The sequence below is a fragment of the Pseudomonas sp. TE31087 genome, from assembly GCF_057284075.1.
The window spans coordinates 4493093-4517139 of the sequence record NZ_JBXVNN010000001.1; the positions used below are offsets into that span (position 1 = coordinate 4493093).

Sequence of the window (24047 nt, forward strand, 5' to 3'; positions counted from 1 at the left end):
GGCTTCCATGCCTGGCCGGCGTTCGAGGGCGGCGACTGATGGAATGTTTCAAATAATGTTTTTGACGCTGATTTGCGTCAATTTTACGTCTATAATTTCTGGCTATTAAGTTTATGCCAAACTATTGACCTTCTGGCTGCCATCCTAAACAATCGCCAAGGTAATGTCACATTGATATTTGGCCAGCTAAGCCCTTTCTTTTGTATTAATCGCACTGCCTATTCGGAAGCTTCCTACATACAGGATCAGGGTTTGCCATTTTCCAGGGCAGGCACGGCTTCGGCTGTGATTTGGGACAACAGCTCTCTCGGGAACCAGTAAAAATGCGTGCGTCACTGTTCACCGCTCTTCCTTTCGCTCTCGCCGCCACATTCGTTCAAGCACAAACCTTGCCCGAAGCCATGCAGAAGGCCCTCGAGGTCCATCCGGAAATCCAGGCCGGCGTGAACGCCCGCACGGCTGCGGACTATCAGCTGCGCGCTGCCCAGGGTGGCTATTTGCCGCGGGTCGACGTGACCGCCGGCTATGGTCGTGAGGGCACCGACAGCCCGAGCACCCGCAACCGCTGGGAGACCCTGAACCGTGGCGAGTCGGCTATCCGCCTGCGGCAGATGGTCTTCGACGGCTTCGCCACCTCCAGCGAGGTTGGCCGTCAACAGGCCACTGTCAACGCCCGCGCCTACTCCCTGCTGGGGACCTCCGAGCGCACCGCGCTGACCGTCGCCCAGGTCTACCTGGACGTGCTGTCGCGCCGCGAGATGGTGCGCCTGGCCGAAGACAACCTGCGCAACCACGAGCGCATCCTCGACCAGATCAAGCTGCGCACCAGCCGCGGCGTCGGTCGCCTGGCCGACCTCGACCAGGCCGAGGCGCGCCTGGCCCAGGCCCGCAACAACCTGATCACCGAGCAGACCAACCTGGCCGACGCCAACACCAACTACCTGAGCGTCGTCGGCCAAATGCCCGACGAGTTAAGCACGCCCGCGCCATTTGTCGACCTGCTGCCGGCCACCCTCGACGAGGCTCGCCACCAGTTGGTCGAGGAAAGCCCGATCCTGCGTTCGGCCGAGTCGGACATCGCCGCCGCCGAGAAGCAATACGAAGCGGCAAAGTCTACGTTCTATCCGCGATTCGATGCCGAACTCGGACGAACGGCCGACAACAACCTCGACGGCGCCGTTGGCCACAACAACGAATGGCAGGCCATGCTGCGCATGAACTTCAATTTGTACGCCGGTGGCAGCAACAAGGCCGACCTGGAATCGAAGTCGTACCTGGCCAACCAGGCCCTGGACATTCGCAACAACGCCTTGCGCCAGCTCAATGAGGAGTTAGGCTTGGCATGGAATGCTCTGGAGAACGCCAACGCCCAGGTGCCGATCGCCCAGCAGTATGTCGATCACAGCAACCGCGTGCGCAGCGCCTACCAGCAGCAGTTCGGCCTGGGCGAGCGTACCTTGCTCGACCTGCTCGACAGCGAGAATGAAACCTTCACCGCCCAGCGTCGTCTGGTAGAGGTGAAGAACACACAAATGTTTACTCAGTACCGAATCAAGGCGACCATTGGTCAACTGCTCAAGAGCCAGGGTGTCGTAGCACCGATGGCCTCCGTTGTGCAGAACGACCTGAAACCCAAGGTGAACCTGCCAGGCATGAACTGAAAGGCGCACCTTGAATCACCCCCGCAAGGATGAAGAGAGCGCCGCGTGGAATCCGAAGTCAGTCGAGTCCAACTCAGCCACGATCCACGCAGTCAGCATGACGACCCGCTGCTGGACAGTCTGCTGACCCTGTGTGTCCTGCACCAGAAGCCCGCCAGCCGGGCCATGCTGACCACCGGGCTACCCTTGCCCTCGCAGCGCCTGACCGCCGAACTGCTGCCCCGCGCAGCCGCCCGGGCCGGGCTGCAGGGGCGCCTGCTGCAGCGCAAGCTCGAGCAGATCCCCAGCATCGCCATGCCGGCGATGCTGCTGCTCAAGGAAGGCCGCTGCGCCGTGCTGCTCGGCTGGGAGAACGAAGACACCGCGCGCCTGCTGCTCAGCGAGAGCGACGGCGGCGAGGTGCATGTCACCCGTGAAGCGTTGCAGGGCGACTACAGCGGCAAGGTGTTCTTCGCCCAGCCGCAGCACAAGTTCGACGTCAACCACGGCAACCTGATCCCGCGCGCGCGCTCCTGGTTCCGCGACACCCTGCTGCGCAGCAAGTGGCTGTACATCGATGCCATCGCCGCCAGCCTGGTGATCAACCTGATCGCCCTGGCCGCGCCGCTGTTCGTGATGAACGTGTACGACCGCGTGGTGCCCAACCAAGCCACCTCGACCCTGTGGGTGCTGGCGGTCGGCATCGCCGGTGCCTATGTCTTCGACCTGATCCTCAAGGGTTTGCGCAGCCTGTGCCTGGACCTGGCCGGCAAGAAGACCGACCTGATCATCTCGGCGACGCTGTTCGAGCGCATTGTCGGGATGTCGATGAAGTACCGCCCGGCGCGGGTCGGCAGCTTCGCCCAGAATATCCACGAGTTCCAGGGCCTGCGCGACTTCCTCGCCTCGCTGACCCTGACCAGTCTGATCGACCTGCCGTTCACGTTGCTGATCCTCATGGTCATCGCCATCATCGGTGGGCACCTGGTGTGGATTCCGATCCTGGCCTTCCCGTTGGCGCTGGGCATCGGCTACGCCCTGCAGAAGCCGTTGATGGCGACCATGGAACGCACCATGGCCCTGGCCTCCGAGCGCCAGTCGAGCCTGATCGAGACCCTCGCCGGGCTGGATGCGGTCAAGGTCAACAACGCCGAGAGCGAGCGCCAGTACATGTGGGAGCAGACCCTCGGCACCCTGAGCCGCCTGGAGCTGCGGGTGAAGGTGCTGTCGGGCCTGGCCATGAACATCACCGCGCTGATCCAGCAACTGGCCGGCGTGGCGATGATCTGCGTGGGCGTGTACCTGATCATCGACGGCAACCTCAGCATGGGCGGCCTGGTGGCCTGCTACATGCTCAGCGGTCGCGCCCTTGGCCCGCTGGGCTCGCTGAACGGCCTGCTGGCCCGCTACCAGCAAGCCAAGGTGACCATGGTCGCCACCGACCAGATGATGGAGCTGCCCCAGGAGCGCAACTTCGAGGAGCGCCCGCTGAGCCGCCAGGTGCTGCAGGGCGCCATCGAATTCCGCGGCGTCGAGTTCACCTACCCGAACCAGCAGAACCAGGCGCTCAAGGGCATCAACCTGAACATCCGCCCGGGTGAGAAGGTCGGCATCATCGGCCGCAGTGGCTCGGGCAAGAGCTCCCTGGCCAAGCTGATCGTCGGCCTGTACGAACCGGACAACGGCTCGCTGCTGGTCGATGGCGTGGACATCCGCCAGATCGACGTCAGCGAACTGCGCCACAACATCGGCTACGTGCCCCAGGACATCCAGCTGCTGGCCGGCACCCTGCGCGACAACCTGGTCAGCGGTGCCCGCTACATCGAGGACGAGCTGATCCTCCAGGCCGCGGAACTGGCCGGCGTGCACGAGTTCGCCCGTCTGCATCCGGACGGCTACGAGCTGCAGGTCGGCGAGCGTGGCCAGAACCTCTCCGGCGGCCAGCGGCAGAACGTCGCCCTGGGCCGGGCACTGCTGCTCAACCCGCAGATCCTGCTGCTCGACGAACCCACCAGCGCCATGGACAACACCGGCGAGGAGCGTCTCAAGCAGCGCCTGGCCGCGGTGATCGAGAACAAGACCGTGCTGCTGGTCACCCACCGGGCGTCGTTGCTGTCGCTGGTGGACCGATTGATCGTCATCGATCGTGGACAGATCGTCGCGGATGGCCCGAAAGCCGCCGTCATGGATGCGCTGAAGAAGGGGCAGATCAGTGTTGCATAAGCTGGATATCGGGCGTTTCAAGGACAACCTGCGCCGCTACTTCAAGGGCTCCGAGTCGTTGGCCGGGCAGCCGTTGCCCGAGGTCAACAAGGCGCTGATCGAGGACGCGCCGCGGGTGGTGCGCCTGACCATCTGGGGCGTGATCGCGTTCTTCCTGTTCCTTATCATCTGGGCCAGCGTCGCGCCCATCGACGAGGTGACGCGCGGGGAGGGCAAGGCCATCCCGTCTTCCAAGGTGCAGAAGATCCAGAACCTCGAGGGCGGCATCGTCGCCGAGATATTCGCCAAGGAAGGGGAGATCGTCGAGGTCGGCCAGCCGCTGCTGCGCCTGGATGAAACCCGCTTCGCCTCCAACGTCGACGAGACCGAGGCCTCGCGCCTGGCCATGGCCCTGCGCGTGCAGCGCCTGACGGCCGAGGTCGAGGACAAGCCGCTGCAGATCGACGAAGAGCTGCGCAAGGCCGCGCCGAGCCAGGCCGCCAACGAACAGTCGCTGTACCTGAGTCGTCGTCAGCAGCTGCAGGACGAGCTTGGCGGCCTGCAGCAGCAGCTGGTGCAGAAGCAGCAGGAACTGCGCGAGTTCAACTCCAAGCGCGCCCAGTACGCCAACAGCCTGCAGTTGCTGCGCCAGGAAATCGCGATGTCCGAGCCGCTGGTGGCCCAGGGCGCGATCTCCCAGGTCGAGGTGCTGCGCCTGCGCCGCGCCGAGGTCGAGAACCGTGGCCAGATGGACTCCACCGCCCTGGCCATCCCCCGTGCCGAGGCGGCGATCAAGGAAGTCGAGAGCAAGATCGAGGAGACCCGCGGCAAGTTCCGCAGCGAGGCGCTGACCCAGCTCAACGAGGCCCGCACCGAGCTGAACAAGGCCACCGCCACCAGCAAGGCGCTGGATGACCGCGTGCACCGCACCATGGTCATCTCGCCGGTGCGCGGCATCGTCAAGCAGTTGCTGGTCAACACTATCGGCGGGGTGATCCAGCCGGGCAGCGACATCATCGAGATCGTGCCACTGGACGACACGCTGGTGGTCGAGGCGAAGATCCTGCCCAAGGACATCGCCTTCCTGCACCCGGGCCAGGAAGCCACGGTCAAGTTCACCGCCTATGACTACACCATCTACGGCGGCATGAAGGCCAAGCTCGAGCAGATCGGCGCCGACACCATCACCGACGAAGACAAGAAGACCACCTACTACCTGATCAAGCTGCGTACCGACAAGAGCCACCTGGGCACGGACGACAAGCCGCTTTTGATCATCCCGGGGATGGTGGCCACGGTGGATATCATGACCGGCAAGAAGACCATCATGAGCTATCTGCTCAAGCCGATCATCAAGGCCCGCAGCGAGGCGCTGCGCGAGCGCTGACAGCCATTACGCGATCCCTGTAGGAGCGGCCTTGCGTCGCGAAAGGGCCGCGAAGCGGCCCCGGCGATCTTTGCATCAACGCTGAAATCCTGGGGCCGCTATGCGGCCCTTTCGCGACACAAGGCCGCTCCTACAGGTCGGCGCATGGGCTGAAGTGCAACCCCTTCATATGAATATGCCTTAAAGGTATTTAAAATCCTGTTCTTATGACTTTATAGTCACCCCACTGCGTACCCGCCGACCAATCGGCGCGCCGCACGACTCGAACCCACACGGGCAATCCCCGTGCGTTTCCGATCGTTGCGCGCCCTGAAGTCGCGCACTGCGTGGGAGTGAACAATGCCAGCCGCCTCGAACGCCTTGTCGACCATCGACAGCGCCCTGCCGCAAACCTTCGACATCCGCCCGTTCCCCGGCGCCGTCGGTGCCGAGATCATCGGCCTCGACCTGGCCCGTGCGGTCAACGCCGAGGATTTCACCCGTATCCACCGCGCCCACCTGGACCACCACGTCCTGGTGTTCCGCGACCAGCGCATCACCCCTGAACAGCAGATCGCCTTCAGCCGCCGTTTCGGCGAGCTGCAGATCCATGTGCTCAAGCAGTTCCTGCTCGCCGGCCATCCCGAGATCCTGATCGTGTCCAACATCGTCGAGGACGGTCGCAACGTCGGCCTGGGCGATGCCGGCAAGTTCTGGCACTCGGACCTGTCGTACAAGGAGCTGCCGAGCCTGGGCTCGATGCTGCACGCCCAGGAGCTGCCCAGCGAGGGCGGCGACACCTTGTTCGCCGACATGCACAAGGCCTGGGACACCGTGCCCGAGGCCCTGCGTCGGGTCGTCGAGGGCCGCAGCGCCGCCCACTCCTACACCGCCCGTTACGCCGAGACCAAGTTCGAAGGCAACTGGCGCCCGACGCTGACCGCCGAGCAACTGGCCCAGGTCCAGGAGGTCATCCACCCGGTGGTGCGCACCCACCCGGAAAACGGCCGCAAGGCGCTGTTCGTCAGCGAAGGCTTCACCACCCGTATCGTCGGCCTGCCGGATGACGAGAGCCGCGATGTGCTGCAACAGCTGTACGCCCTGAGCGTGCTGGAGCAGAACATCTACCGCCATCAATGGCTGCCCCACGACCTGGTGTTCTGGGACAACCGCTCGCTGATCCACCTGGCCAGCGGTTGCCCCGCGCACCTGCGCCGCAAGCTGTACCGCACCACCATCCAGGGCGATGCCCCGTTCTGACGACTGAGGAAACACGTCATGCGCAACTCCATCAGCCGCCTGGCGGCAAGTATCGGCCTGGGCGCCAGCTTGGGTCTAGGCAGCCTGGCGGCGCCGACCGTGGCCCACGCCGAAGGGCAGATCCGCATCGCCGAGCAGTTCGGTATCGTCTACCTGCTGCTCAACGTAGTGCGTGATCAGCAACTGATCGAGAAGCACGGCAAGGAGCAGGGCCTCGACATCAAGGTCGACTGGGCCCAGCTGTCCGGCGGCGCGGCGATCAACGACGCGTTGCTGTCCGGCTCGGTGGACATCGCCGGTGCCGGCGTCGGGCCACTGCTCACCGTGTGGGATAGAACCCGCGGCCGGCAGAACGTCAAGGCCGTGGCCTCGCTGGGCAACTTCCCGTACTACCTGGTCAGCAGCAACCCCAATGTGAAGACCATCGCCGATCTCTCCGACAAGGACCGTATCGCCGTCCCGGCGGTGGGCGTGTCGGTGCAGTCGCGCTTCCTGCAGTATGCCGCCGCCCGGCAGTGGGGCGACAAGGAATACAACCGCCTCGACAAGTACACCCTGGCCGTGCCGCACCCCGATGCCACCGCAGCCTTGCTGGCCGGCGGCACCGAGCTCAACGGGCACTTCTCCAACCCACCGTTCCAGGACCAGGTGCTGGCCAACAAGAATGTGCACGTGGTGCTTAACAGCTACGACCTGCTCGGCCCTAACTCACCGACCCTGCTGTTCGCCACCGAGAAATTCCGCCAGGACAACCCCAAGACCTACAAGGCCTTCGTCGATGCCCTGGCTGAAGCCGCCGACTTCGCCCAGAAGGACAAGGCCGCCGCCGCCGACACCTACATCCGAGTGACCAAGGCCAAGATCGACCGCGAGGCGCTGATCAAGCTGATCGACAACCCGCAGTACGAATTCACCGTCACGCCGAAGAACACCTACAAACTGGCCGAGTTTCTCTACCGGGTCGGCGCGATAAAGAACAAGCCCGAATCGTGGAAGGACTATTTCTTCCAGGATGAACGCCCGTTGCAAGGGAGCTGAGCGCCGATGACCGCCCCATTGCCAGGCCACACGGCCAGCAACCTGAGCCGTGTCGCCACCCCACCGCTGCTGGCGGTGGACAACCTGAGCCTTGAATACCGCACCGCCGAGCGCGTGGTGCGGGCCACCCACCAGGTCAGTTTCGAGGTCGACCGCGCCGACCGTTTCGTCCTGCTCGGCCCGTCCGGCTGCGGCAAGTCCACCTTGCTCAAGGCCGTGGCCGGCTTCATCGAACCCCGGGAAGGGCAGATCCTGCTCCAGGGCCAGCCGGTGCGTGGCCCAGGGCCTGACCGTATCGTGGTGTTCCAGGAATTCGACCAGTTGCCGCCGTGGAAGACGGTGAAGCAGAACGTGATGTTCCCGCTGCTGGTGTCCGGCCAACTCAAGCGCGCCGAGGCCGAGGAGCGGGCGCTGCACTACCTGGAGAAGGTCGGCCTGGCCGCCTTCGCCGATGCCTATCCGCATACCCTTTCCGGTGGCATGAAAGCCCGCGTGGCCATCGCCCGGGCATTGGCCACGCAGCCAAAGATCCTGCTGATGGACGAACCGTTCGCCGCCCTCGACGCCCTGACCCGGCGCAAGATGCAGGAAGAACTGCTGCTGCTGTGGGAGGAGGTGCGCTTCACCCTGCTGTTCGTCACCCACTCCATAGAAGAGGCACTGGTGGTGGGCAATCGTATCCTGCTGCTGTCGCCGCACCCCGGGCGGGTGCGGGCCGAGGTGCACAGCCACCAGTACGATCTCGGCAGCCTCGGTGCCAGCGACTTCCAGGCCAGTGCCCGGCGCATCCACCGGCTGCTGTTCGACGAGGCCGATGCCACGACGCCAGCGGACGATCTGGGCTTCAACGATATCCGTATCGCCTACTGACAGGAGCCAGGGCATGACAACGACACCTGTACGCCAGGAATACGAAGTGCAGCTGCAACCCCTGCCGGGTGTGCCGCTGGAGCGCGAGCTGCCGGCGGTGCAACGCTTGTGGCAACAGGGCTGGCTGCGCAAGGCCGTGATCCTGGTACTGCTTGCGGTGGTCTGGGAGGCCGTGGCCCGCTATACCGGCAACGACCTGCTGCTGCCGAGCTTCCTGCAGACCGCCAGCGCGTTGTGGGACGGGTTGCTCAGCGGCGAGCTGCCGGCCAAGGTCGGCGTATCGCTGGTGGTGCTGCTCAAAGGCTATGTGCTGGGCATCGTCCTGGCCTTCGGCCTGACCAGCCTGGCCGTCTCGACGCAAGTGGGGCGCGACCTGCTGGGCACGCTGACCTCGATGTTCAATCCGCTGCCGGCCATCGCCCTGTTGCCGCTGGCTTTGCTCTGGTTCGGCCTGGGTGACAACAGCCTGATCTTCGTGCTGGTGCACTCGGTGCTGTGGGCGCTGGCGCTGAACACCTACGCGGGCTTTCTCGGCGTGTCCGAGACCCTGCGCATGGCCGGACGCAACTACGGGCTGCGCGGCCTGCGCCTGGTGCTGCACATTCTGGTACCAGCGGCGCTGCCATCGATCCTGTCAGGGCTGAAGATCGGCTGGGCTTTCGCCTGGCGCACGCTGATCGCCGCGGAGCTGGTGTTCGGCGCCAGCAGCGGCAAGGGCGGACTGGGCTGGTACATCTTCCAGAACCGCAACGAGCTGTACACCGACAAGGTGTTTGCCGGGTTGGCCGTGGTGATCCTGATCGGCCTGCTGGTGGAGGGGCTGGTGTTCAACACCCTGGAGCGGCTGACCGTGCGGCGCTGGGGCATGCAGCGCTAGATTCGTGCTGCCGGTGTTGCCTTCTTCGTGGGTAAACCCGCTCCCACAGGTTATGCATGGACCCTGTGGGAGCGGGTTTACCCGCGAAGAAGATCACGCAAAACTCAATCCCGATATTGCGCCGCCGCACTGGCCAATGTCCGCGCAATCTCCTCGCGCAACGCCTGCGGCGCTTCCACCACCAGCCCTTGCCCCTGGCTCAGCAACCACAACCGCAGGGGCCAGCCATCCGCCACCGTCGCCCGCAGCCGGTGCCCCTGCTCCAGGGCGGTCAGCTGCATGTCGGCGGTCAACGGCGCTTCGCGCAGCCGGCGGGCCAGCAGGTCGCTGATCCACGCCTGCAGTTCGACGCCTTCCCCTTGCCCGGGCTGCAGCGTATCGCCGCGCAGGTAACCCTGCAGATCGAAATTCCCACGCAGCTCGCCACCGGCATTGGCCGACCAGTGCCAGCCAAACGGGATGCTCTTGTCGTTGCGCTCCAACGGAAAGATCAGCGACAGCTCGTTGAGATCACGCTCGACCGTGCGTTTGCTGACGGTGAAGCCCACGTCACGCAGGCGCCACACCAGTTCGGCACTGGTGATCCCGGGGGAGCGGCTGGGCAACTGACGGAGCAGGGCCCATTGGCGGCTGAGGGTGGCGCGGGTGGTGGCGAACGGCAAAAGGAAACGTCCTTGTCTAGGCTTGCCGGCATAGGATGGCGGCACGGGTAGGGCATGGCAATTGGCCACAGCGTGCTCAGATCAAGGAAGATGCATTTGGTTGCCTGGGATCAATTCGTTCGCGACAGGTTTTGTCGTGGCATCGCGCAGAATCACGCCTCACCACAGTGGAGGTTGGAGCTGTGGGTCGTTCAATGAGGATGAACATGTCTGCCGCCAGCAATATCCATTCGCTGCTCGCCCGGCTTCTCCCCGAGCGGATCGTCCCGGTCCCGGCACGCCCCGGGCAGCGCCACAGGCTGTTCGCCGGGATCGGCATGCCCAGCCAGCAGGCCCTGAGCGGCGAGCGCTTCGGCCTGACTGATCGGCTGGACGAGGCGGTCGACCTGCAGGCGGTCTACCATGACCTGTGCCGCCGCGCATTGCTGGGCAATGTCGGGGCGCTCAACGACCTGGGCTGGATCTGGCTCAACGGCAAGTACTGGCGTGGCGACACCGTGCTGGCCGGGCACCTGCTGCGCATGGCCGCCCTGCAGGGCAATGCCGCGGCCTGGTTCAACCTGGGCCAGCAGCATTACTTCGGCAAGGGCGTGGAGGTCTCGTACACCAACGCGGCCGAATACTACCGCCATGCCTTCGAGCGGGGCATGGTGCATGCCGCCGCGGCGCTGGGCGACTTGTACGAGGAAGAGGTGTGCGAGGGCGACCAGGTGTGGCAGGTCGACCTGCTCGAGGCCTACCAGTGGTTCCTGCGCGGTGCCCAGCGCGGCGAGACGCGCTGCCGCTTCGAGGTGGGTTACCGGTTGTTGCATGGGCTGTATGTCGAGGCGGACACCAAGGCCGGGCTGTATTGGCTGGAGCTGGCGGCGGCGACCGGCGTGATGCAGGCGGCCGAGGAGCTGGCCGTGCATTTCAGCAGCTGCGACGCGGCGCGCTACCTGGGCTGGCGCGACCAGGCGATCCAGATGGGCAGCACCCTGGCGCTGACCATGAAGCTGGAAGACCAGATCCAGCCGTGAGGAAAGAGACGGTACGCCCCCTGTAGGAGCGGCCTTGTGTCGCGAAAGGGCTGCGTAGCAGCCCCGGCGATATCAGCTTGATGCACGAAACATGGGGGCGCTTCGCACCCCTTTCGCGACACAAGGCCGCTCCTACAGGGATCGCGTTATCCGGTCGGATAGCGGGTAGATGAACAACCTTTCATCGTCTCCCTCCGTCACCCCCGGTTGACGACAGGGGTAGGGCAGGGCGTATATTGATAGTTAGCAAACTATGAATATCCTCGGTTCCCACATGTCCCTTGACGCACTGCACCTGAAAATCAGCAGCGGAATGGTCGTGGCCGCCCGTCACTGGCGTCGCCTGTGCCAGGGCGCCCTGACCGGCTACGGCATTTCCGAAGCCTGCGCCGTGCCGCTGCTGATGATCGTGCGCCTGGGCGACGGCGTGCACCAGGTGGCGGTGGCGCAGGCGGCCGGGCTGGAAAGCCCGTCGCTGGTGCGCCTGCTCGACCAGCTGTGCAAGGCCGGACTGGTCTGCCGCAGCGAGGACCCGCTGGACCGCCGCGCCAAGGCCTTGAGCCTGACCGTCGAGGGGCGCGCCCTGGCCGAGTCCATCGAAGGCGAGCTGGTGCGCCTGCGCCGTGAGGTGCTCGGCGGTATCGACCAGGCCGACCTGGACGCCACCTTGCGGGTGATCCAGGCGTTCGAAGCCGCGGGCGTGATGCCATGAGCGGCTTCTTCAGCTCGGTGCCACCGGCCCGTGACTGGTTCTACGGCGTGCGCACCTTCGCCGCGTCGATGATCGCCCTGTACATCGCCCTGCTGATGCAGCTGCCGCGCCCGTACTGGGCCATGGCCACGGTGTACATCGTCTCCAGCCCGTTCCTCGGCCCGACCACCTCCAAGGCGTTGTACCGGGCGCTGGGTACGTTGCTGGGCGCCGGCGGGGCGATTCTCCTGGTGCCGCCGCTGGTGCAGTCGCCGCTGCTGCTGAGCATTGCCATCGCCCTGTGGACCGGCACCCTGCTGTTCCTTTCGCTGAACCTGCGCACGGCCAACAACTACGTGCTGATGCTGGCTGGCTACACCCTGCCGATGATCGCCCTGGCGGTGGTCGACAACCCGCTGGCAGTGTTCGACGTGGCTTCCTCCCGGGCCCAGGAGATCTGCCTGGGCATCGTCTGCGCGGCGGTGGTCGGCGCGATTTTCTGGCCGCGCCGGCTGGCACCGGTGGTGGTGGGCGCGACCGGCAACTGGTTCGCCGAGGCAATCCGCTACAGCGATACCTATTTGGCCCGCGAGGCCAGCGCCGACAAGGTCGGCGGCATGCGTGGCGCGATGGTCGCCACCTTCAATTCGCTGGAATTGATGATCGGCCAGCTCGGCCACGAAGGCGCCGGCCCGCACACCCTGAAAAATGCCCGTGAGCTGCGTGGCCGCATGATCCACCTGTTGCCGGTGATCGATGCCCTGGACGACGCCCTGATCGCCCTCGAGGGCCGCGCCCCGGCCCAGTTCGCTCAGTTGAAGCCGGTACTCGACGCTGCCCGTGAGTGGCTCAAGGGCACTGCCGACAGCGCCTCGGTGGCGCGCTGGACCGCCCTGCACGAGCAGATCGACCGTCTGCAGCCCGGCGCCGCTGCCATCGACCAGCGTGCCGAGCTGTTGTTGTCCAATGCCCTCTATCGCCTGACCGAGTGGGCCGACCTCTGGCAGGACTGCTGCACCCTGCAGCACGCACTGCGCAAGGACGACGCCACGCCGTGGCGCGCGGTCTACCGTCACTGGCGCCTGGGCCGGCTGACGCCGTTCTTTGACCGTGGCCTGATGCTCTATTCGGTGTTCTCCACCGTCACCGCCATTATCGTCGCCTGCGGCCTGTGGATCGGCCTGGGCTGGAACGACGGCGCCAGCGCGGTGATCCTCGCCGCCGTGTCGTGCAGCTTCTTCGCCGCCATGGACGACCCGGCGCCGCAGATCTACCGGTTCTTCTTCTGGACCCTGATGTCGGTGATCTTCTCCAGCCTGTACCTGTTCCTGGTGCTGCCCAACCTGCACGACTTCCCGATGCTGGTGCTGGCCTTCGCCGTGCCGTTCATCTGCGTCGGCACCCTGACCGTGCAGCCGCGCTTCTACCTTGGCACCCTGCTGACCATCGTCAACACCTCGACCTTCATCAGCATCCAGGGCGCCTACGACGCCGACTTCTTCACCTTCATCAACGCCAACCTGGCCGGCCCCGTGGGCCTGCTGTTCGCCTTCATCTGGACCCTGGTGGTGCGCCCGTTCGGCGTGGAGCTGGCGGCCAAGCGCATGACCCGCTTCACCTGGCGCGACATCGTCGAGATGACCGCGCCGGCCACCCTGGCCGAACACCGCCAGGTCGGCGTGCAGATGCTTGACCGCTTGATGCAGCACCTGCCACGGCTGTCGCAGACCGGCCAGGACAGCGGCGTGGCCCTGCGCGACCTGCGCGTGGGCCTGAACCTGCTCGACCTGCTGGCCTACCTGCCGCGTGCCGGCGCCGAGGCCCGTGAGCGCCTGCGCACGGTGATCGAGGAGGTTGGCAGTCACTACGCCGCCTGCCTGCGCGCCGGCGAGCGCCTGCATGCCCCGGCGGCGCTGCTGCGCAACATGGAGCGTGCGCGCCTGGCGTTGAACCTGGACGAGCTTTACGAACGCGGCGACGCCCGCACCCACCTGCTGCACGCCCTGAGCGGCCTGCGCCTGGCGCTGCTGCCGGGCGTGGAAGTGATGCTCGAGCCTGCCGAGCAAACGCAACTGCCCCCCGGGCTCGACGGAGCGCCCCTGTGATCGGTGAACTGGATATCAGCGGGGTGTTCCTGCCCACGCTGCTGGTGATGATGTTTGGCACCTACCTGCTGTTCCTCGGGGTGCACGCAGTGCTGGTGCGCCTGCATTTCTACCGCCTGGTCTGGCACCGGGCGCTGTTCAACGTTGCCCTGTATGCCGTGCTGCTTGGCGCGGTGGACCACTTTTGCCGAAGCCTGATGCTGCCATGAAAAAACCTTTGCTGACCCTGGGCCGCGTGGTCCTGACCTTGCTGGTAGTGACCTTCGCCGCCGTGCTCGTGTGGCAGATGGTGGTGTACTACATGTTCGCCCCCTGGACCCGCGACGGTCATATCCGCGCCGACGTGATCCAGATCGCCCCGGATGTGTCCGGGCTGATCCAGAAGGTCGAGGTGCGTGACAACCAGACCATCAAGCGCGGTGACGTGCTGTTCACCATCGACCAGGACCGTTTCACCCTGGCCCTGCGCCAGGCCAAGGCGACCCTGGCCGAGCGTCAGGAGACCCTGGCCCAGGCCTCCCGCGAGGCACAGCGCAACCGCAAGCTGGGCAACCTGGTGGCGGCCGAGCAGCTTGAAGAAAGCCAGTCTCGCGAGGCCCGCGCCCGCTCGGCGGTGAACGAGGCCCAGGTGCAGGTGGATGTGGCCCAGCTCAACCTCGACCGCTCGGTGGTGCGCAGCCCGGTGGACGGCTACCTCAACGACCGCGCCCCGCGTGCCCACGAGTTCGTCAGCGCCGGACGCCCGGTGCTGTCGGTGGTCGACAGCGCCTCGTACCACGTCGATGGCTACTTCGAAGAGACCAAGCTGGGTGGTATCCATATCGGCGACGCCGTGGAGATCCGCGTGATGGGCGACAACACCCGCCTGCGTGGCCGGGTGCAGAGCCTGGCCGCTGGCATCGAGGACCGCGACCGCAGCAGCGGCGCCAACCTGTTGCCCAACGTCAACCCGGCGTTCAGCTGGGTGCGCCTGGCCCAGCGGATTCCGGTGCGCATCGCCTTCGATGAAGTGCCGGAAGACTTCCGCATGATCGCCGGACGTACCGCCACGGTGTCGATCATCGAGGGCCAGCACCCATGAAACAGCTGATCCTGGCCGGGCTGTGCCTGTCCCTGGGGGCCTGCATGATGGTCGGGCCTGACTACGAGCTGCCCAAGGACGCCGCCGTGCAGCGTGGTGACCTCAATGGCCCGCTGCGCCAGGACGCCGACAGCGTGGTCTCGGCGCCGGTGCCCGAGGATTGGTGGCAGCTGTACCAGGATCAACGGCTCAACGAGCTGGTGCGCCAGGCCCTGAGCGCCAACACCGAATTGCGCGTGGCCGCCGCCAACATCGCCAAGGCCCGCGCCCAGGTGGAGGTGGCCGAGTCCCAGGGTGGTTTCAACGGTGGCGTCAAGCTGGGCGCCCAGCGCCTGCAGGAGTCCGGCGAGGCCTTCCTGCAGCCGGAGAAGGTGCCGGTGGCCAATATCGGCGAAGCGATCATCAGCGCCAGCTACCAGTTCGACCTGTGGGGTACCTTCAAGCGTGGCACCGAGGCCGCCAAGGCCAACGCCGACGCGGTGCAGGCCGCCGCCGACACCGCGCGCATCACCCTGGTGGCCGATGTGGTCAAGGCCTATACCCAAGTGTGCTCGGCCAACGAGGAATACCACATCGCCCGCGAATCGCTGGACCTGCAGCAGCAGAGCGTGCAGCTGACCCAGCGCCTGCGCGACGCCGGGCGTGGCGACGAGACCCAGGTCACCCGTTCGCAGACCCAGTTCAAGTCCCTGCGCGCCGAACTGCCGCGCTTCAAGGCCGAACGTGAGGCGGGCCTCTACACCCTTGCTGCGTTACTGGCCAAGCCGGTCGAGCAATTGCCCGCCGGCACCGCCGATTGCGCCGAACTGCCCCATCTGTCGCAGCTGGTGCCGGTCGGTGACGGCGCGGCCCTGCTCAAGCGCCGTCCGGACGTGCGTCAGGCCGAGCGCCAGTTGGCGGCGGCCACCGCCAGCATCGGCGTGGCCACCGGCGCGCTGTACCCGGACATCAGCATCGGCGCCCAGGTGGGCACCATCGGCATTCTCGAGAACCTCGGCGAGCCGGCCACCAACCGCTGGGGCTTCGGCCCGCAGATCAGCTGGAACATCCCCACCAACGGTACCCGCGCGCGCATCCGCATGGCCGAGGCCTCGACCCAGGCGGCGCTGGCGCATTTCGACGGGGTGGTGCTCAACGCCATTCGCGAAACCCAGACCCGCCTGGCGCAGTACAGCGCGTTGCTGGATCGACGCGACGCACTGGCCGAGGCGGAGCGCTCGGCCAAGGAGTCGGCGGACCAGACGCATCTGCGTTACCGGGTTGGGCGTGAGTCGTTCCTGGCGGACCTGCAGGCGACGCGGACCTATACAGACGTGCGGGCGCAGCTGGCAGCGGCCAACAGCCAGGTGGCGATGGGGCAGATCGGGGTGTTCCTGGCACTGGGCGGCGGCTGGAAGGACAGCACCAGGCCCTGAGGAAGGGCGTGGGAGCGGGCTTGCCCCGCGATACCGGCGAAGCCGGTGCCATCCATCGCGGGGCAAGCCCGCTCCCACGAGCCCCTATGAAGCCCCAATATGCCTTGGGGAGGAGGCTTAGTTCAGCACCTGCGCCGGCTCATCCGGCGGCAGGTTGTCCCGGCCGCGTGGCTGCTTCGGCTGCCCGGGCACAGAACCGCCCAACTGCTCGGCCAGCTGCTGCGCCACATCTTCGCCCAGGGCCTTCGATACATCACGCACCACCCGCGGACGGTTCAGCGTCACGCGGCGGTCCTGGCTCTTCACCAGCTTGGTGTCCTGCCCCTCACCCATGGCGGTGAACGCCGAGGTGATCTCGTAGGTGCGGGTGTTGATCAGGCTGAAGTCGGCGACCACGGTCAGGCCCAGCACCGCCGAGTAGCTGTCGGTGTGGTCCAGCGAGTTGATGTCCTGCTGGAAGTCGATGTCCGACAGGGTGCCGAACAGCACGTAGTCGGCACCCTTGAACGCGCCGTTCTTGATGCGGCGGATCACGTCGTAGACGTCTTCCTTCGAGTCGGCGGTATAAGGGCGGCCCTGGACCAGCTGGAACATGCCGGTCTTGAGGATCTCACCCTTGATGTCGCCACCGAACTTGCGCAGTTCGGTCTGCTCGATGTAGCTGTTGAGGCTCTCGTACTCGCTGTAGCTCGACTGGCCGCTGGCGTGGTACATGCCGGCCTGGCCGCTGCTCTGGGCGTTGATGGTGTGGATGTACTCCTCCACCTGCGCCTGGTAGGCCAGGTCGGTCACCGCCACCTTGGGGGCCGCCTGCGCACCGAAGGCGCAGGCCAGGCCGATGATTGCCATCCATGCACGCATCGATCAGCGCTCCGTGGTCTTGCGGATTTCTTTTTCGTCCATCCACTCGGCCAGGCCGCTTTCCACGTCGATCAGCTGCAGGCTGAACTTGTAGAACACGTCCTTGTAGTCGCTGCTGCGCTTGACGATCGAGCTGATCGAACCTTCCAGGCGGTACTTGGCGGCGATCATGTTGCCGGTCTTGGCCACGGTCTTCTTCTTGTACAGGCCGCTCTGGTTCTGCAGCTTGAGCTGGTCGACCTGGCTCTGCATCTCGGTGTTGTCGCTGGCGAAGCGGGCGGCGCCGGACTTCATCAGTTGGGTCTTGATCGAGGTGGTGATCTCGCGGGTATCGATGTACTCGCTGGTCTTGTTCTTCACGTCGTACACCTGCACCACCGGGCGGCCGTGCAGCACGCCGGACTGGGCCAGGGAGCGGGTCATGCTCTCGGCGATCATCTGCAGGTCGGTGGAACCGAACTCGTTGGTCACCAGCTCGACGGCCTTGCTGTCGCCGTAGCTGATGTTCTTGCCGCCGAGAACCGGCGACGGGGTGCTGCAGCCGCTGACCAGGGCGATGGCGATGGCGGCGAGGGAAAGGCGTGCAAACATGGAACGTGCTCCTGAATGGGATTACCGGGTGTGGACTTCGAGGCGGAAGTCGCGGGCAGCAGGGGTCGGGGCGATGGCGGGGAGGAACTTGGCCTGCTTGCCGTACAGCGGCAGGGCCTTCCAGCTCTCTTCGTCGGCCACCGGGAAGCCGTCGTTGCCCAGCCAGGCGAAGCGGTAGTAGAGCGTGCGATTGCTGCGGCTGGTGTTGGTCAGCGCCACGTTGACGGTGAGGTAGCCGTTTTCGCGGGCGACGCGCATCTGGCCGACTTCGATGTCATCCAGCTGGCCCATGGTCACCACCTTGCTGGCGGCGCTGCCGGGGGCAGGGGGCGGGGTGGCGCAGCCGGCCAGGAGGGCGACGGCGGCCAGGGCGAGGCATGTTCTGCGCATGTTCGATCCTTGGGTTACTTGAGGCTGGCGACAGCGGTGGCTGCGGCCTGCGGGGCGACGATGACGGCCGGGCCGCCAGCGAATACGCGGTTGCCGACCACGCGTAGGCTGATCACCTGGTAGGGACGATCGACCTTCACGGTGACCTGGGTGCCACCGAGGCTCGATGGCAGGCTCAGGTGGTGTTCGCCTTGCTTGAGGCGTACCCGGGCCACCTGGGTTTCGTCGGGCAGGGTGCGCCAGGTGCGGGTATCGGCGCCTTCCAGCACGGTGGAGGCGATGCCCACCACCAGCCCGGCCATCGGGTTGGCCTTGTTCAGGTTTTTCTGCGCCACGCCGCGGCTGATGGCGCGTACGCTGGTGCGCAGGATGATGCCCGGCATGTCGTCGCGCAGGGCGCGGCGCGACATGGCCGTGGTGCTGTTGAGCGCGGTCAGGGCCAGGGCCTTGTCGTTGAGCTGGATCTCGCCCACGTGCGCGGTCGAAGTGTCTTCCTTGATGATCGGGAACGACAGCGGGGTGATCACCAGGTTGTCCTGGATCGGCAGCGGCAGTGGGATGCGGATCGAGTCACGGGCCGGGGCCAGGCCGGTCTGCACCACGATCAGCACGTCGCTTTCGCCGGCCTTGGCGCTGTTCTTGTCCAGTTCGAGCAGTGCCTGGTCGAGCAGCGGCGTGTTCGGGCGCAGTTCGGCGGCCTTGCGATAACCCGGCGCGGCCAGGCCTTTCTCACCGAGGGCCTCGTAGACATAGCCGGACAGGTAATGGCTGAAGGCGCTCTGGTAGCTGTTCTTCAGGCCGACCACCTCAGGGGCGTCGAGGCTGGCGACCGGGTAACCCTGCAGGTCCTTGTACTCGGTCTTGATGCCTTCCTTCTCGGCCTGCTCCTCGCGCTTGAGATATTCCTTGTCGCGCAGCTCGGCGATGATCGCCTCGCGCTCGTGGGTCTTCTTGATCTCGGTGCGGGCACCGTCGAAATCGTTCTGTGCCAGCAGGTTCAGGGCCATCTGCGTGGTCAGCATGACTTTTTCGTAGTCATAGCCTTCGTAGCGACGGACCTTGTCGTTGACCAGGTAGCTGCCGAACTGGCTCAGGTACTTGTCGGTGTCGAGCTTGACCGACTCTTCCCACTGGAACACCACGCTGTCGGCCGAGCGCCAGGCGTCCTGGCTGCCCTTGAGGTCACCCTTGGAGCGCAGCAGCTCGCCTTTTTCGAAGTAGTAGAGCAGGTCTTTCTGCTCGCCCTTGTTATTGCTCTCGAGCAGGGCGAGGGCGGCGTCGACGTTGCCGGCGGCCAACTGCTTGTTGGTCTCCTGCAGTTCGCTGTCGTAGCTGCGGAACACCGAGCAGCCGGTGAGCTGCACGGCGGCGACCAGGGTCGCCAGGGTGAGGGCGCGGGATACCATCGGACTTTCTTCTTTCCCTGAAACGGTTGGCCGCGTGGGCGGGGGCGGCAGATCCCTCTGTTTTATCGCCAGAACCTCTCGATGGAGGCGCCTTGATTGCTAATGGCTATTACGGCGGCGCGGGATTATACCCAAAGTAGTAGCGGGATGATGGCGAATTGCTTCGCATTTTTAGGTTGATGCCATCAGTCGGAAAAAACCGTTCCCAGCGGGTGTTCCGTCAATTTGTCTCAAGATTTTTCATGAAATCTGCCCCTGAGCCTTGAGCGGGGGAGAGTGGAAGTGAACAATGTTCTCTTTCGTATTTCCGTCGAGATTGGCCATGATTTCTCGTTTCCGTCTGCCTGCCTGGCTGCCTGCCCTGTTGCTTGGCCCGGTGCTGGCGCTGTGCAGCCTCCCGACGCTGGCCGAAGCGCCTGCCGAGGCGACCAAGGCGCTGCACCTGCTGGACTACATCGGTGCCGACTACCCGCCGACCGTGCGCGACGGCAAGGTGGTGGACGACGGGGAATACCGCGAGCAGCAGGAGTTCAGTGGCGTGCTGGCCGAGCTGGTCAAGGGCCTGCCCGAGCATGCCGAGCGCGGCGCCCTGGAACAGGGCGTGCAGAGCCTGCGTCAGGCCATCGACCAGCGTCAGGACGGTGCCGCCGTCGCCCGCCAGGCCCGGCAACTGGGTGCGCGCCTGGCAGTGGCCTACGAGGTCAGCCAGGCCCCGGTGATCACCCCCGATCCTGCTCGCGGCGCTTCGCTGTATGCGCAGAATTGCTCGATCTGTCATGGTGACACGGGCCTCGGCGACGGCCCGGCCGGGGTCGGCCTGGAGCCTGCGCCAGCCAACCTGCGCGATGCCGGGCGCCTCGACCAGTTGAGCCTGTTCGACCTGTACAACACCCTCGGGCTGGGCATCGAAGGCACCGAGATGCCGTCGTTCGCCGACCAGCTCAACGAGCGCCAGCGCTGGGACGTGGCGGCCTATATCGCCAGTTTCACCGCCGATCCGCAGGCGGCCAAGGGCGGCAAGACCTGGAACATCGCCGACCTGGCCCGGCAGACCCCGGCCGAAGTCGCCGCCAGCGAAGGCGCGGATGCCGTGGCCGCGTTCCGCGCCCAGCGGGCGCAGCCGCCGCAGGTCAAGCGTGGCCCGGCACAGCTGCTCGAATACACCTCCAGCACTCTGGACAAGAGTCTGGCGGCCTACCGCGCCGGCGACCACGACCAGGCCTACGACCTGTCGGTGGCGGCCTACCTGGAAGGCTTCGAACTGGTGGAAAGCTCCCTCGACAACATCGACGCCCAGGCCCGCAAGGACACGGAAAAGTCGCTGATGGCCTACCGTCAGTCGTTGCAGGACGGCTTGCCGGTGGCCCAGGCCGAACAGCGCCTGGCCGAGGCCAAGGCCAAGCTGGAGCAGGCGTCCAAGCTACTGGGCAGCGATGGCCTGAGCTGGTCGCTGAGCTACATTTCCGGCCTGCTGATCCTGCTGCGCGAGGGCCTGGAGGCGATCCTGGTGCTGGCGGCGATCCTGGCCTTCCTGCGCAACACCGGCCAGCAGTCGGCGGTGCGCAGCGTCAATATCGGCTGGGGCCTGGCGCTGGTCGCCGGTTTCGCCACCTGGGCCCTGGCGGCCTATGTGATCGACGTCGGCGGTGCGCAGCGCGAGCTGCTCGAAGGCTGCACGGCGCTGTTCGCCGCGGTGATGGTGCTGTGGCTTGGCGTGTGGATGCACGATCGCCGCCACGCCGCCGCCTGGCAGGACTACATCAAGAGCAGCCTGGTCAGTGGCGGCGGGCGTTTCGGTTTTGCCGTGCTGGCGTTCTTCTCGGTGTACCGCGAGCTGTTCGAGGTGATCCTGTTCTACGAGACCCTGTGGCTGCAGGCCGGTCCGGCTGGCCATCAGGCGGTGCTGGCGGGCGGCGCCACGGCGCTGGTGCTGCTGGTGGGCCTGGCCTGGGTGATCCTGCGCGGCTCGGCCAAGCTGCCGCTGTCGTTGTTCTTCAGCATCAACGCCGCTTTGCTGTGCGCGCTGTCGGTGGTGTTCGCCGGGCATGGCGTCAAGGCGCTGCAGGAGGCCGGCGTGCTGGGTACGCGGCCGGTGGCGTTCTTCGAGTTCGACTGGCTGGGAATCCACGCCGACGCTTATTCGCTGGGTGCGCAGGCGCTGGCGTTGCTGGCCATCGTGTTCCTCTATGGGCGCAGCCGGTTGGCCGAGAAGCGCCGGGCGGCGGCCAGCTGAACCTGTACAGGGGCGCGTGGACGGGCTTGCCCCGCGATGACGTCGGGGCTGGCATAATGTCAGCCTGTTCAGGCGCTATCGCGGGGCAAGCCCGCTCCCACGACGTCATTGCCCGGAGTACAGGAATAATCCCATGCGTGTATGGATCGATGCCGACGCCTGCCCCAAGGCGGCCAAGGACCTGATCGTCAAGTTCGCCCTCAAGCGCAAGCTCGAAGTGGTGATGGTGGCCGGCCAGCCGCAGATCAAGCCGGCCTTCGCCTGCGTGCGGCTGATCGTGGTGCCCAGCGGCATGGATGCTGCCGATGACTACCTGGTGGAGAACGCCGAGCCCGGCGAACTGGTGATCTGCAGCGACGTGCCGCTGGCCGACCGGCTGATCAAGAAGGGCGTGGCGGCGCTGGATCCGCGCGGTCGCGAGTTCGACGAGCGCAACATGGGCGAGCGCCTGGCGGTACGCAACCTGTTCACCGAACTGCGTGAGCAGGGCCAGGTCGGCGGTGGCCAGGCGCCCTATGGTGAACGCGAGAAGCAGGCGTTCGCCAATGCGCTGGACCGGATCCTGAGCCGCTTGTCCAAGCTTTAGCTGACAGGGCCTGCTGTGCAGGCCATCGCGGCACAAGGCCGCTCCTACAGGTACAGCGCATTTCTGTAGGAGCGGCCTTGCGCCGCGAAAGGGGTGCGTAGCGCCCCCAGTGCCTTACTTATCGTTCTCGTGGGTCAGCTCCAGCACCCGATCCACCAGCTTGTAGATGCCGCCCGCCGCCTCGCTGATCGACTTGGCCAGCATGTACGCCGGGGTGGTCACCAGCTTGCGCTGGGTATCCTCGACGATGTCGTGCACATCACACTCCTCGTGGGTGCCGCCCATCTTCACCACCGCCGCGCTGGTGCCGGCGTCGTTGCCGATGGTGCAGACCACGCCTGGGCCGTAGATCTTCGCCGCAAGTGCTGGCGAGATGCAGATCAGGCCAACCGGCTTGCCCGCCTCGGCGAAGGCTTCGGCCAGGGCCAGCACGTCCGGCTGCACGCTGCACTTGTCGCCTTCGACGGCAAAGTTGGAGAGATTCTTGGCCGCACCGAAGCCACCGGGCACGATCAGGGCGTCGAAATCCGAGGCATTGGCCTCGCGAATGTCCTTCACCTCGCCACGGGCGATACGCGCCGATTCCACCAACACGTTGCGCGACTCGGGCATCTCTTCCCCGGTCAGGTGGTCGATCACATGCATCTGCGCGATGTTCGGCGCGAAGCACTGCACCTGGGCGCCACGCTGGTCCAGGCGCAGCAGGGTGATCACGCTCTCGTGGATCTCGGCGCCGTCGTACACGCCGCAACCGGACAGAATCACCGCAACTTTTTTCGTCATGCTCAATACTCCAGTGTCGAGGCGCTAAATGTCCTCTAGTTTGGCAGATGTAGCCATGGGATTTGCCCTTCGGCGGGCCTAATCTTCGTGGACAACCTTGGAGGTGGCCGTTCATGGACCTGATTCTGCTGGCCGTGCCGTTCTTCTTCGTGCTGATCACGGTGGAGCTGATCGCCGATCGCGTGCGCGGGCGGCGCAACTACCAGCTCGCCGACTCGATCAACAGCCTGAGCACCGGCGCGCTGTCCACCAGCACGGGGCTTCTGACCAAAGGGGTGGGGCTGGTCACCTATGCCGTGGCCTGGGAGCACCTGGCCTGGCTGCGCCTGCCCGCCGATGCCTGGTGGGTGTGGGTGGTCGCCTTCGTGCTCTACGACCTCTGCTACTACTGGCTGCACCGCCTGGGCCACGAGCGCAATGTGCTGTGGGCCGCGCACTCGGTGCACCACCAGAGCGAGGAATACAACCTCACCACCGCCCTGCGTCAGACCAGCAGCGGCTTCCTGTTCTCCTGGATCTTCTACCTGCCGCTGGCGCTGCTGGGCGTGCCGCCGCTGGTATTCATCACCGTGGCGTCGCTGAACCTGCTGTACCAGTTCTGGGTGCACACCCGCCATGTGCCCAAGCTGGGCTGGCTGGAGTGGATCTTCATCACGCCGTCCAACCATCGCGTCCACCATGCGCAGAATCCTCTGTACTTGGATCGCAACTACGGCGGCGTGTTCATAATCTGGGACCGACTGTTCGGCACCTTCCAGGAGGAGGACGAGCGCGAGCCGGTGATCTTCGGCGTGACCACGCCGCTGGCCAGCTGGAACCCGCTGTGGGCCAACGTGCAGTTCTACGCCCAGCTCTGGCATGACGCCCGTCGCGCCGGCAGCTGGTGGGACAAGCTGCGCATCTGGTTCATGCCCACCGGCTGGCGCCCGGCGGATGTGGCCGCCGCTTATCCACAGCCCAAGCAGGACCTG

Annotated in this window: 21 protein-coding genes and 1 pseudogene; 16 read left to right on the forward strand and 6 right to left on the reverse strand. The window is 65.6% G+C overall.

All coding sequences use genetic code 11. The features are described from left to right. Positions 1-323 precede the first annotated feature (323 nt). The 7 genes from ACZ899_RS20225 (at position 324) to ACZ899_RS20255 (ending at position 9253) form a co-directional block, all read left to right on the forward strand. Positions 324-1661, forward strand: a complete 1338-nt coding sequence (locus ACZ899_RS20225) for a TolC family outer membrane protein (protein WP_110735609.1) — start codon at positions 324-326, stop codon at positions 1659-1661. A gap of 45 nt (positions 1662-1706) precedes the next feature. Continuing rightward, positions 1707-3863, forward strand: a complete 2157-nt coding sequence (locus tag ACZ899_RS20230) for a type I secretion system permease/ATPase (RefSeq protein WP_203649469.1) — start codon at positions 1707-1709, stop codon at positions 3861-3863. Continuing rightward, the gene (locus tag ACZ899_RS20235) at positions 3853-5229 is read left to right on the forward strand and encodes an HlyD family type I secretion periplasmic adaptor subunit (RefSeq protein WP_234562888.1); all 1377 of its coding nucleotides are present in this window, start codon (positions 3853-3855) and stop codon (positions 5227-5229) included. Before ACZ899_RS20230 ends, ACZ899_RS20235 begins: the two co-directional genes overlap by 11 nt. Positions 5230-5568: 339 nt before the next feature. Further along, the gene (locus tag ACZ899_RS20240; protein ID WP_234562889.1) at positions 5569-6468 is read left to right on the forward strand and encodes a TauD/TfdA dioxygenase family protein; all 900 of its coding nucleotides are present in this window, start codon (positions 5569-5571) and stop codon (positions 6466-6468) included. A gap of 18 nt (positions 6469-6486) precedes the next feature. Beyond that, the gene (locus ACZ899_RS20245; protein ID WP_234562890.1) at positions 6487-7506 is read left to right on the forward strand and encodes an ABC transporter substrate-binding protein; all 1020 of its coding nucleotides are present in this window, start codon (positions 6487-6489) and stop codon (positions 7504-7506) included. A gap of 6 nt (positions 7507-7512) precedes the next feature. Then, on the forward strand, positions 7513-8376 hold the full coding sequence (locus ACZ899_RS20250) for an ABC transporter ATP-binding protein (protein WP_234562891.1): 864 nt from the start codon (positions 7513-7515) through the stop codon (positions 8374-8376). A 13-nt stretch (positions 8377-8389) separates the two neighbouring features. Further along, positions 8390-9253, forward strand: a complete 864-nt coding sequence (locus tag ACZ899_RS20255) for an ABC transporter permease (protein ID WP_203649476.1) — start codon at positions 8390-8392, stop codon at positions 9251-9253. A gap of 104 nt (positions 9254-9357) precedes the next feature. Here ACZ899_RS20255 and ACZ899_RS20260 read toward each other — a convergent pair whose 3' ends face one another. Next, positions 9358-9915, reverse strand: coding sequence for a WCX domain-containing protein (locus ACZ899_RS20260; protein WP_203649485.1), 558 nt, complete (start codon positions 9913-9915; stop codon positions 9358-9360). A 206-nt stretch (positions 9916-10121) separates the two neighbouring features. On the opposite strand from ACZ899_RS20260, the gene ACZ899_RS20265 reads away from it, so the two are divergent. The 6 genes from ACZ899_RS20265 (at position 10122) to ACZ899_RS20290 (ending at position 16226) form a co-directional block, all read left to right on the forward strand. Further along, on the forward strand, positions 10122-10934 hold the full coding sequence (locus ACZ899_RS20265) for a tetratricopeptide repeat protein (RefSeq protein ID WP_234562892.1): 813 nt from the start codon (positions 10122-10124) through the stop codon (positions 10932-10934). Between the two features lie 274 nt (positions 10935-11208). Then, positions 11209-11646: a MarR family winged helix-turn-helix transcriptional regulator gene (locus ACZ899_RS20270; RefSeq protein WP_028689248.1), complete on the forward strand. Its 438-nt coding sequence runs from the start codon at positions 11209-11211 to the stop codon at positions 11644-11646. Next, a complete protein-coding gene (locus ACZ899_RS20275; RefSeq protein ID WP_050707483.1) occupies positions 11643-13730 on the forward strand; it encodes an FUSC family protein in 2088 nt (695 codons plus the stop codon). Before ACZ899_RS20270 ends, ACZ899_RS20275 begins: the two co-directional genes overlap by 4 nt. Further along, positions 13727-13939: a DUF1656 domain-containing protein gene (locus ACZ899_RS20280; RefSeq protein WP_016392395.1), complete on the forward strand. Its 213-nt coding sequence runs from the start codon at positions 13727-13729 to the stop codon at positions 13937-13939. Before ACZ899_RS20275 ends, ACZ899_RS20280 begins: the two co-directional genes overlap by 4 nt. Then, the gene (locus ACZ899_RS20285; protein ID WP_028689246.1) at positions 13936-14811 is read left to right on the forward strand and encodes an efflux RND transporter periplasmic adaptor subunit; all 876 of its coding nucleotides are present in this window, start codon (positions 13936-13938) and stop codon (positions 14809-14811) included. The genes ACZ899_RS20280 and ACZ899_RS20285 overlap by 4 nt, the downstream gene beginning before the upstream one ends. Next, positions 14808-16226: an efflux transporter outer membrane subunit gene (locus ACZ899_RS20290; RefSeq protein WP_234562893.1), complete on the forward strand. Its 1419-nt coding sequence runs from the start codon at positions 14808-14810 to the stop codon at positions 16224-16226. Before ACZ899_RS20285 ends, ACZ899_RS20290 begins: the two co-directional genes overlap by 4 nt. Positions 16227-16343: 117 nt before the next feature. Here the strand turns inward: ACZ899_RS20290 and ACZ899_RS20295 are convergent, their stop codons facing one another. Genes ACZ899_RS20295 through ACZ899_RS20310 form a run of 4 tightly spaced genes read right to left on the reverse strand, consistent with a single transcriptional unit; the run spans position 16344 to position 19474 of the window. Continuing rightward, positions 16344-17087: a penicillin-binding protein activator LpoB gene (locus ACZ899_RS20295; protein WP_203649489.1), complete on the reverse strand. Its 744-nt coding sequence runs from the start codon at positions 17085-17087 to the stop codon at positions 16344-16346. Between the two features lie 3 nt (positions 17088-17090). Next, positions 17091-17678 carry a penicillin-binding protein activator LpoB gene (gene lpoB / locus ACZ899_RS20300; protein ID WP_110735582.1) on the reverse strand — a complete coding sequence of 196 codons (588 nt, stop codon included), beginning with the start codon at positions 17676-17678 and terminating at the stop codon, positions 17091-17093. Positions 17679-17699: 21 nt separating this feature from the next. After that, on the reverse strand, positions 17700-18068 hold the full coding sequence (locus ACZ899_RS20305) for a YcfL family putative periplasmic lipoprotein (RefSeq protein ID WP_186716015.1): 369 nt from the start codon (positions 18066-18068) through the stop codon (positions 17700-17702). A gap of 14 nt (positions 18069-18082) precedes the next feature. After that, complete coding sequence (locus tag ACZ899_RS20310; protein ID WP_203649491.1) at positions 18083-19474, reverse strand: COG3014 family protein; 1392 nt, start codon at positions 19472-19474, stop codon at positions 18083-18085. 289 nt (positions 19475-19763) lie between these two features. Here ACZ899_RS20310 and ACZ899_RS20315 point away from each other — a divergent pair, with 289 nt between their 5' ends. Continuing rightward, a complete protein-coding gene (locus ACZ899_RS20315; RefSeq protein ID WP_234562865.1) occupies positions 19764-21707 on the forward strand; it encodes a cytochrome c/FTR1 family iron permease in 1944 nt (647 codons plus the stop codon). A gap of 133 nt (positions 21708-21840) precedes the next feature. Next, a complete protein-coding gene (locus ACZ899_RS20320) occupies positions 21841-22293 on the forward strand; it encodes a YaiI/YqxD family protein (RefSeq protein ID WP_050707476.1) in 453 nt (150 codons plus the stop codon). Between the two features lie 114 nt (positions 22294-22407). Here the strand turns inward: ACZ899_RS20320 and elbB are convergent, their stop codons facing one another. After that, positions 22408-23076, reverse strand: coding sequence for an isoprenoid biosynthesis glyoxalase ElbB (gene elbB, locus ACZ899_RS20325; protein ID WP_203649497.1), 669 nt, complete (start codon positions 23074-23076; stop codon positions 22408-22410). A 113-nt stretch (positions 23077-23189) separates the two neighbouring features. On the opposite strand from elbB, the pseudogene ACZ899_RS20330 reads away from it, so the two are divergent. After that, positions 23190-23816, forward strand: a pseudogene (locus ACZ899_RS20330) (sterol desaturase family protein); the annotation flags it as partial. Positions 23817-24047: the final 231 nt, after the last annotated feature.

What these genes read in the sequence shown, in the direction of transcription:
- ACZ899_RS20320 (WP_050707476.1), top strand. Translation starts at nt 21,841, where the DNA reads ATGCGTGTATGGATCGATGCCGACGCCTGCCCCAAGGCGGCCAAGGAC.
- ACZ899_RS20290 (WP_234562893.1), top strand. Translation starts at nt 14,808, where the DNA reads ATGAAACAGCTGATCCTGGCCGGGCTGTGCCTGTCCCTGGGGGCCTGC.
- ACZ899_RS20310 (WP_203649491.1), bottom strand. Translation starts at nt 19,474, where the DNA reads ATGGTATCCCGCGCCCTCACCCTGGCGACCCTGGTCGCCGCCGTGCAG.
- ACZ899_RS20265 (WP_234562892.1), top strand. Translation starts at nt 10,122, where the DNA reads ATGTCTGCCGCCAGCAATATCCATTCGCTGCTCGCCCGGCTTCTCCCC.
- ACZ899_RS20255 (WP_203649476.1), top strand. Translation starts at nt 8,390, where the DNA reads ATGACAACGACACCTGTACGCCAGGAATACGAAGTGCAGCTGCAACCC.
- lpoB (WP_110735582.1), bottom strand. Translation starts at nt 17,678, where the DNA reads ATGTTTGCACGCCTTTCCCTCGCCGCCATCGCCATCGCCCTGGTCAGC.
- elbB (WP_203649497.1), bottom strand. Translation starts at nt 23,076, where the DNA reads ATGACGAAAAAAGTTGCGGTGATTCTGTCCGGTTGCGGCGTGTACGAC.
- ACZ899_RS20225 (WP_110735609.1), top strand. Translation starts at nt 324, where the DNA reads ATGCGTGCGTCACTGTTCACCGCTCTTCCTTTCGCTCTCGCCGCCACA.
- ACZ899_RS20250 (WP_234562891.1), top strand. Translation starts at nt 7,513, where the DNA reads ATGACCGCCCCATTGCCAGGCCACACGGCCAGCAACCTGAGCCGTGTC.
- ACZ899_RS20270 (WP_028689248.1), top strand. Translation starts at nt 11,209, where the DNA reads ATGTCCCTTGACGCACTGCACCTGAAAATCAGCAGCGGAATGGTCGTG.
- ACZ899_RS20295 (WP_203649489.1), bottom strand. Translation starts at nt 17,087, where the DNA reads ATGCGTGCATGGATGGCAATCATCGGCCTGGCCTGCGCCTTCGGTGCG.
- ACZ899_RS20305 (WP_186716015.1), bottom strand. Translation starts at nt 18,068, where the DNA reads ATGCGCAGAACATGCCTCGCCCTGGCCGCCGTCGCCCTCCTGGCCGGC.
- ACZ899_RS20275 (WP_050707483.1), top strand. Translation starts at nt 11,643, where the DNA reads ATGAGCGGCTTCTTCAGCTCGGTGCCACCGGCCCGTGACTGGTTCTAC.
- ACZ899_RS20245 (WP_234562890.1), top strand. Translation starts at nt 6,487, where the DNA reads ATGCGCAACTCCATCAGCCGCCTGGCGGCAAGTATCGGCCTGGGCGCC.
- ACZ899_RS20285 (WP_028689246.1), top strand. Translation starts at nt 13,936, where the DNA reads ATGAAAAAACCTTTGCTGACCCTGGGCCGCGTGGTCCTGACCTTGCTG.
- ACZ899_RS20315 (WP_234562865.1), top strand. Translation starts at nt 19,764, where the DNA reads ATGTTCTCTTTCGTATTTCCGTCGAGATTGGCCATGATTTCTCGTTTC.
- ACZ899_RS20240 (WP_234562889.1), top strand. Translation starts at nt 5,569, where the DNA reads ATGCCAGCCGCCTCGAACGCCTTGTCGACCATCGACAGCGCCCTGCCG.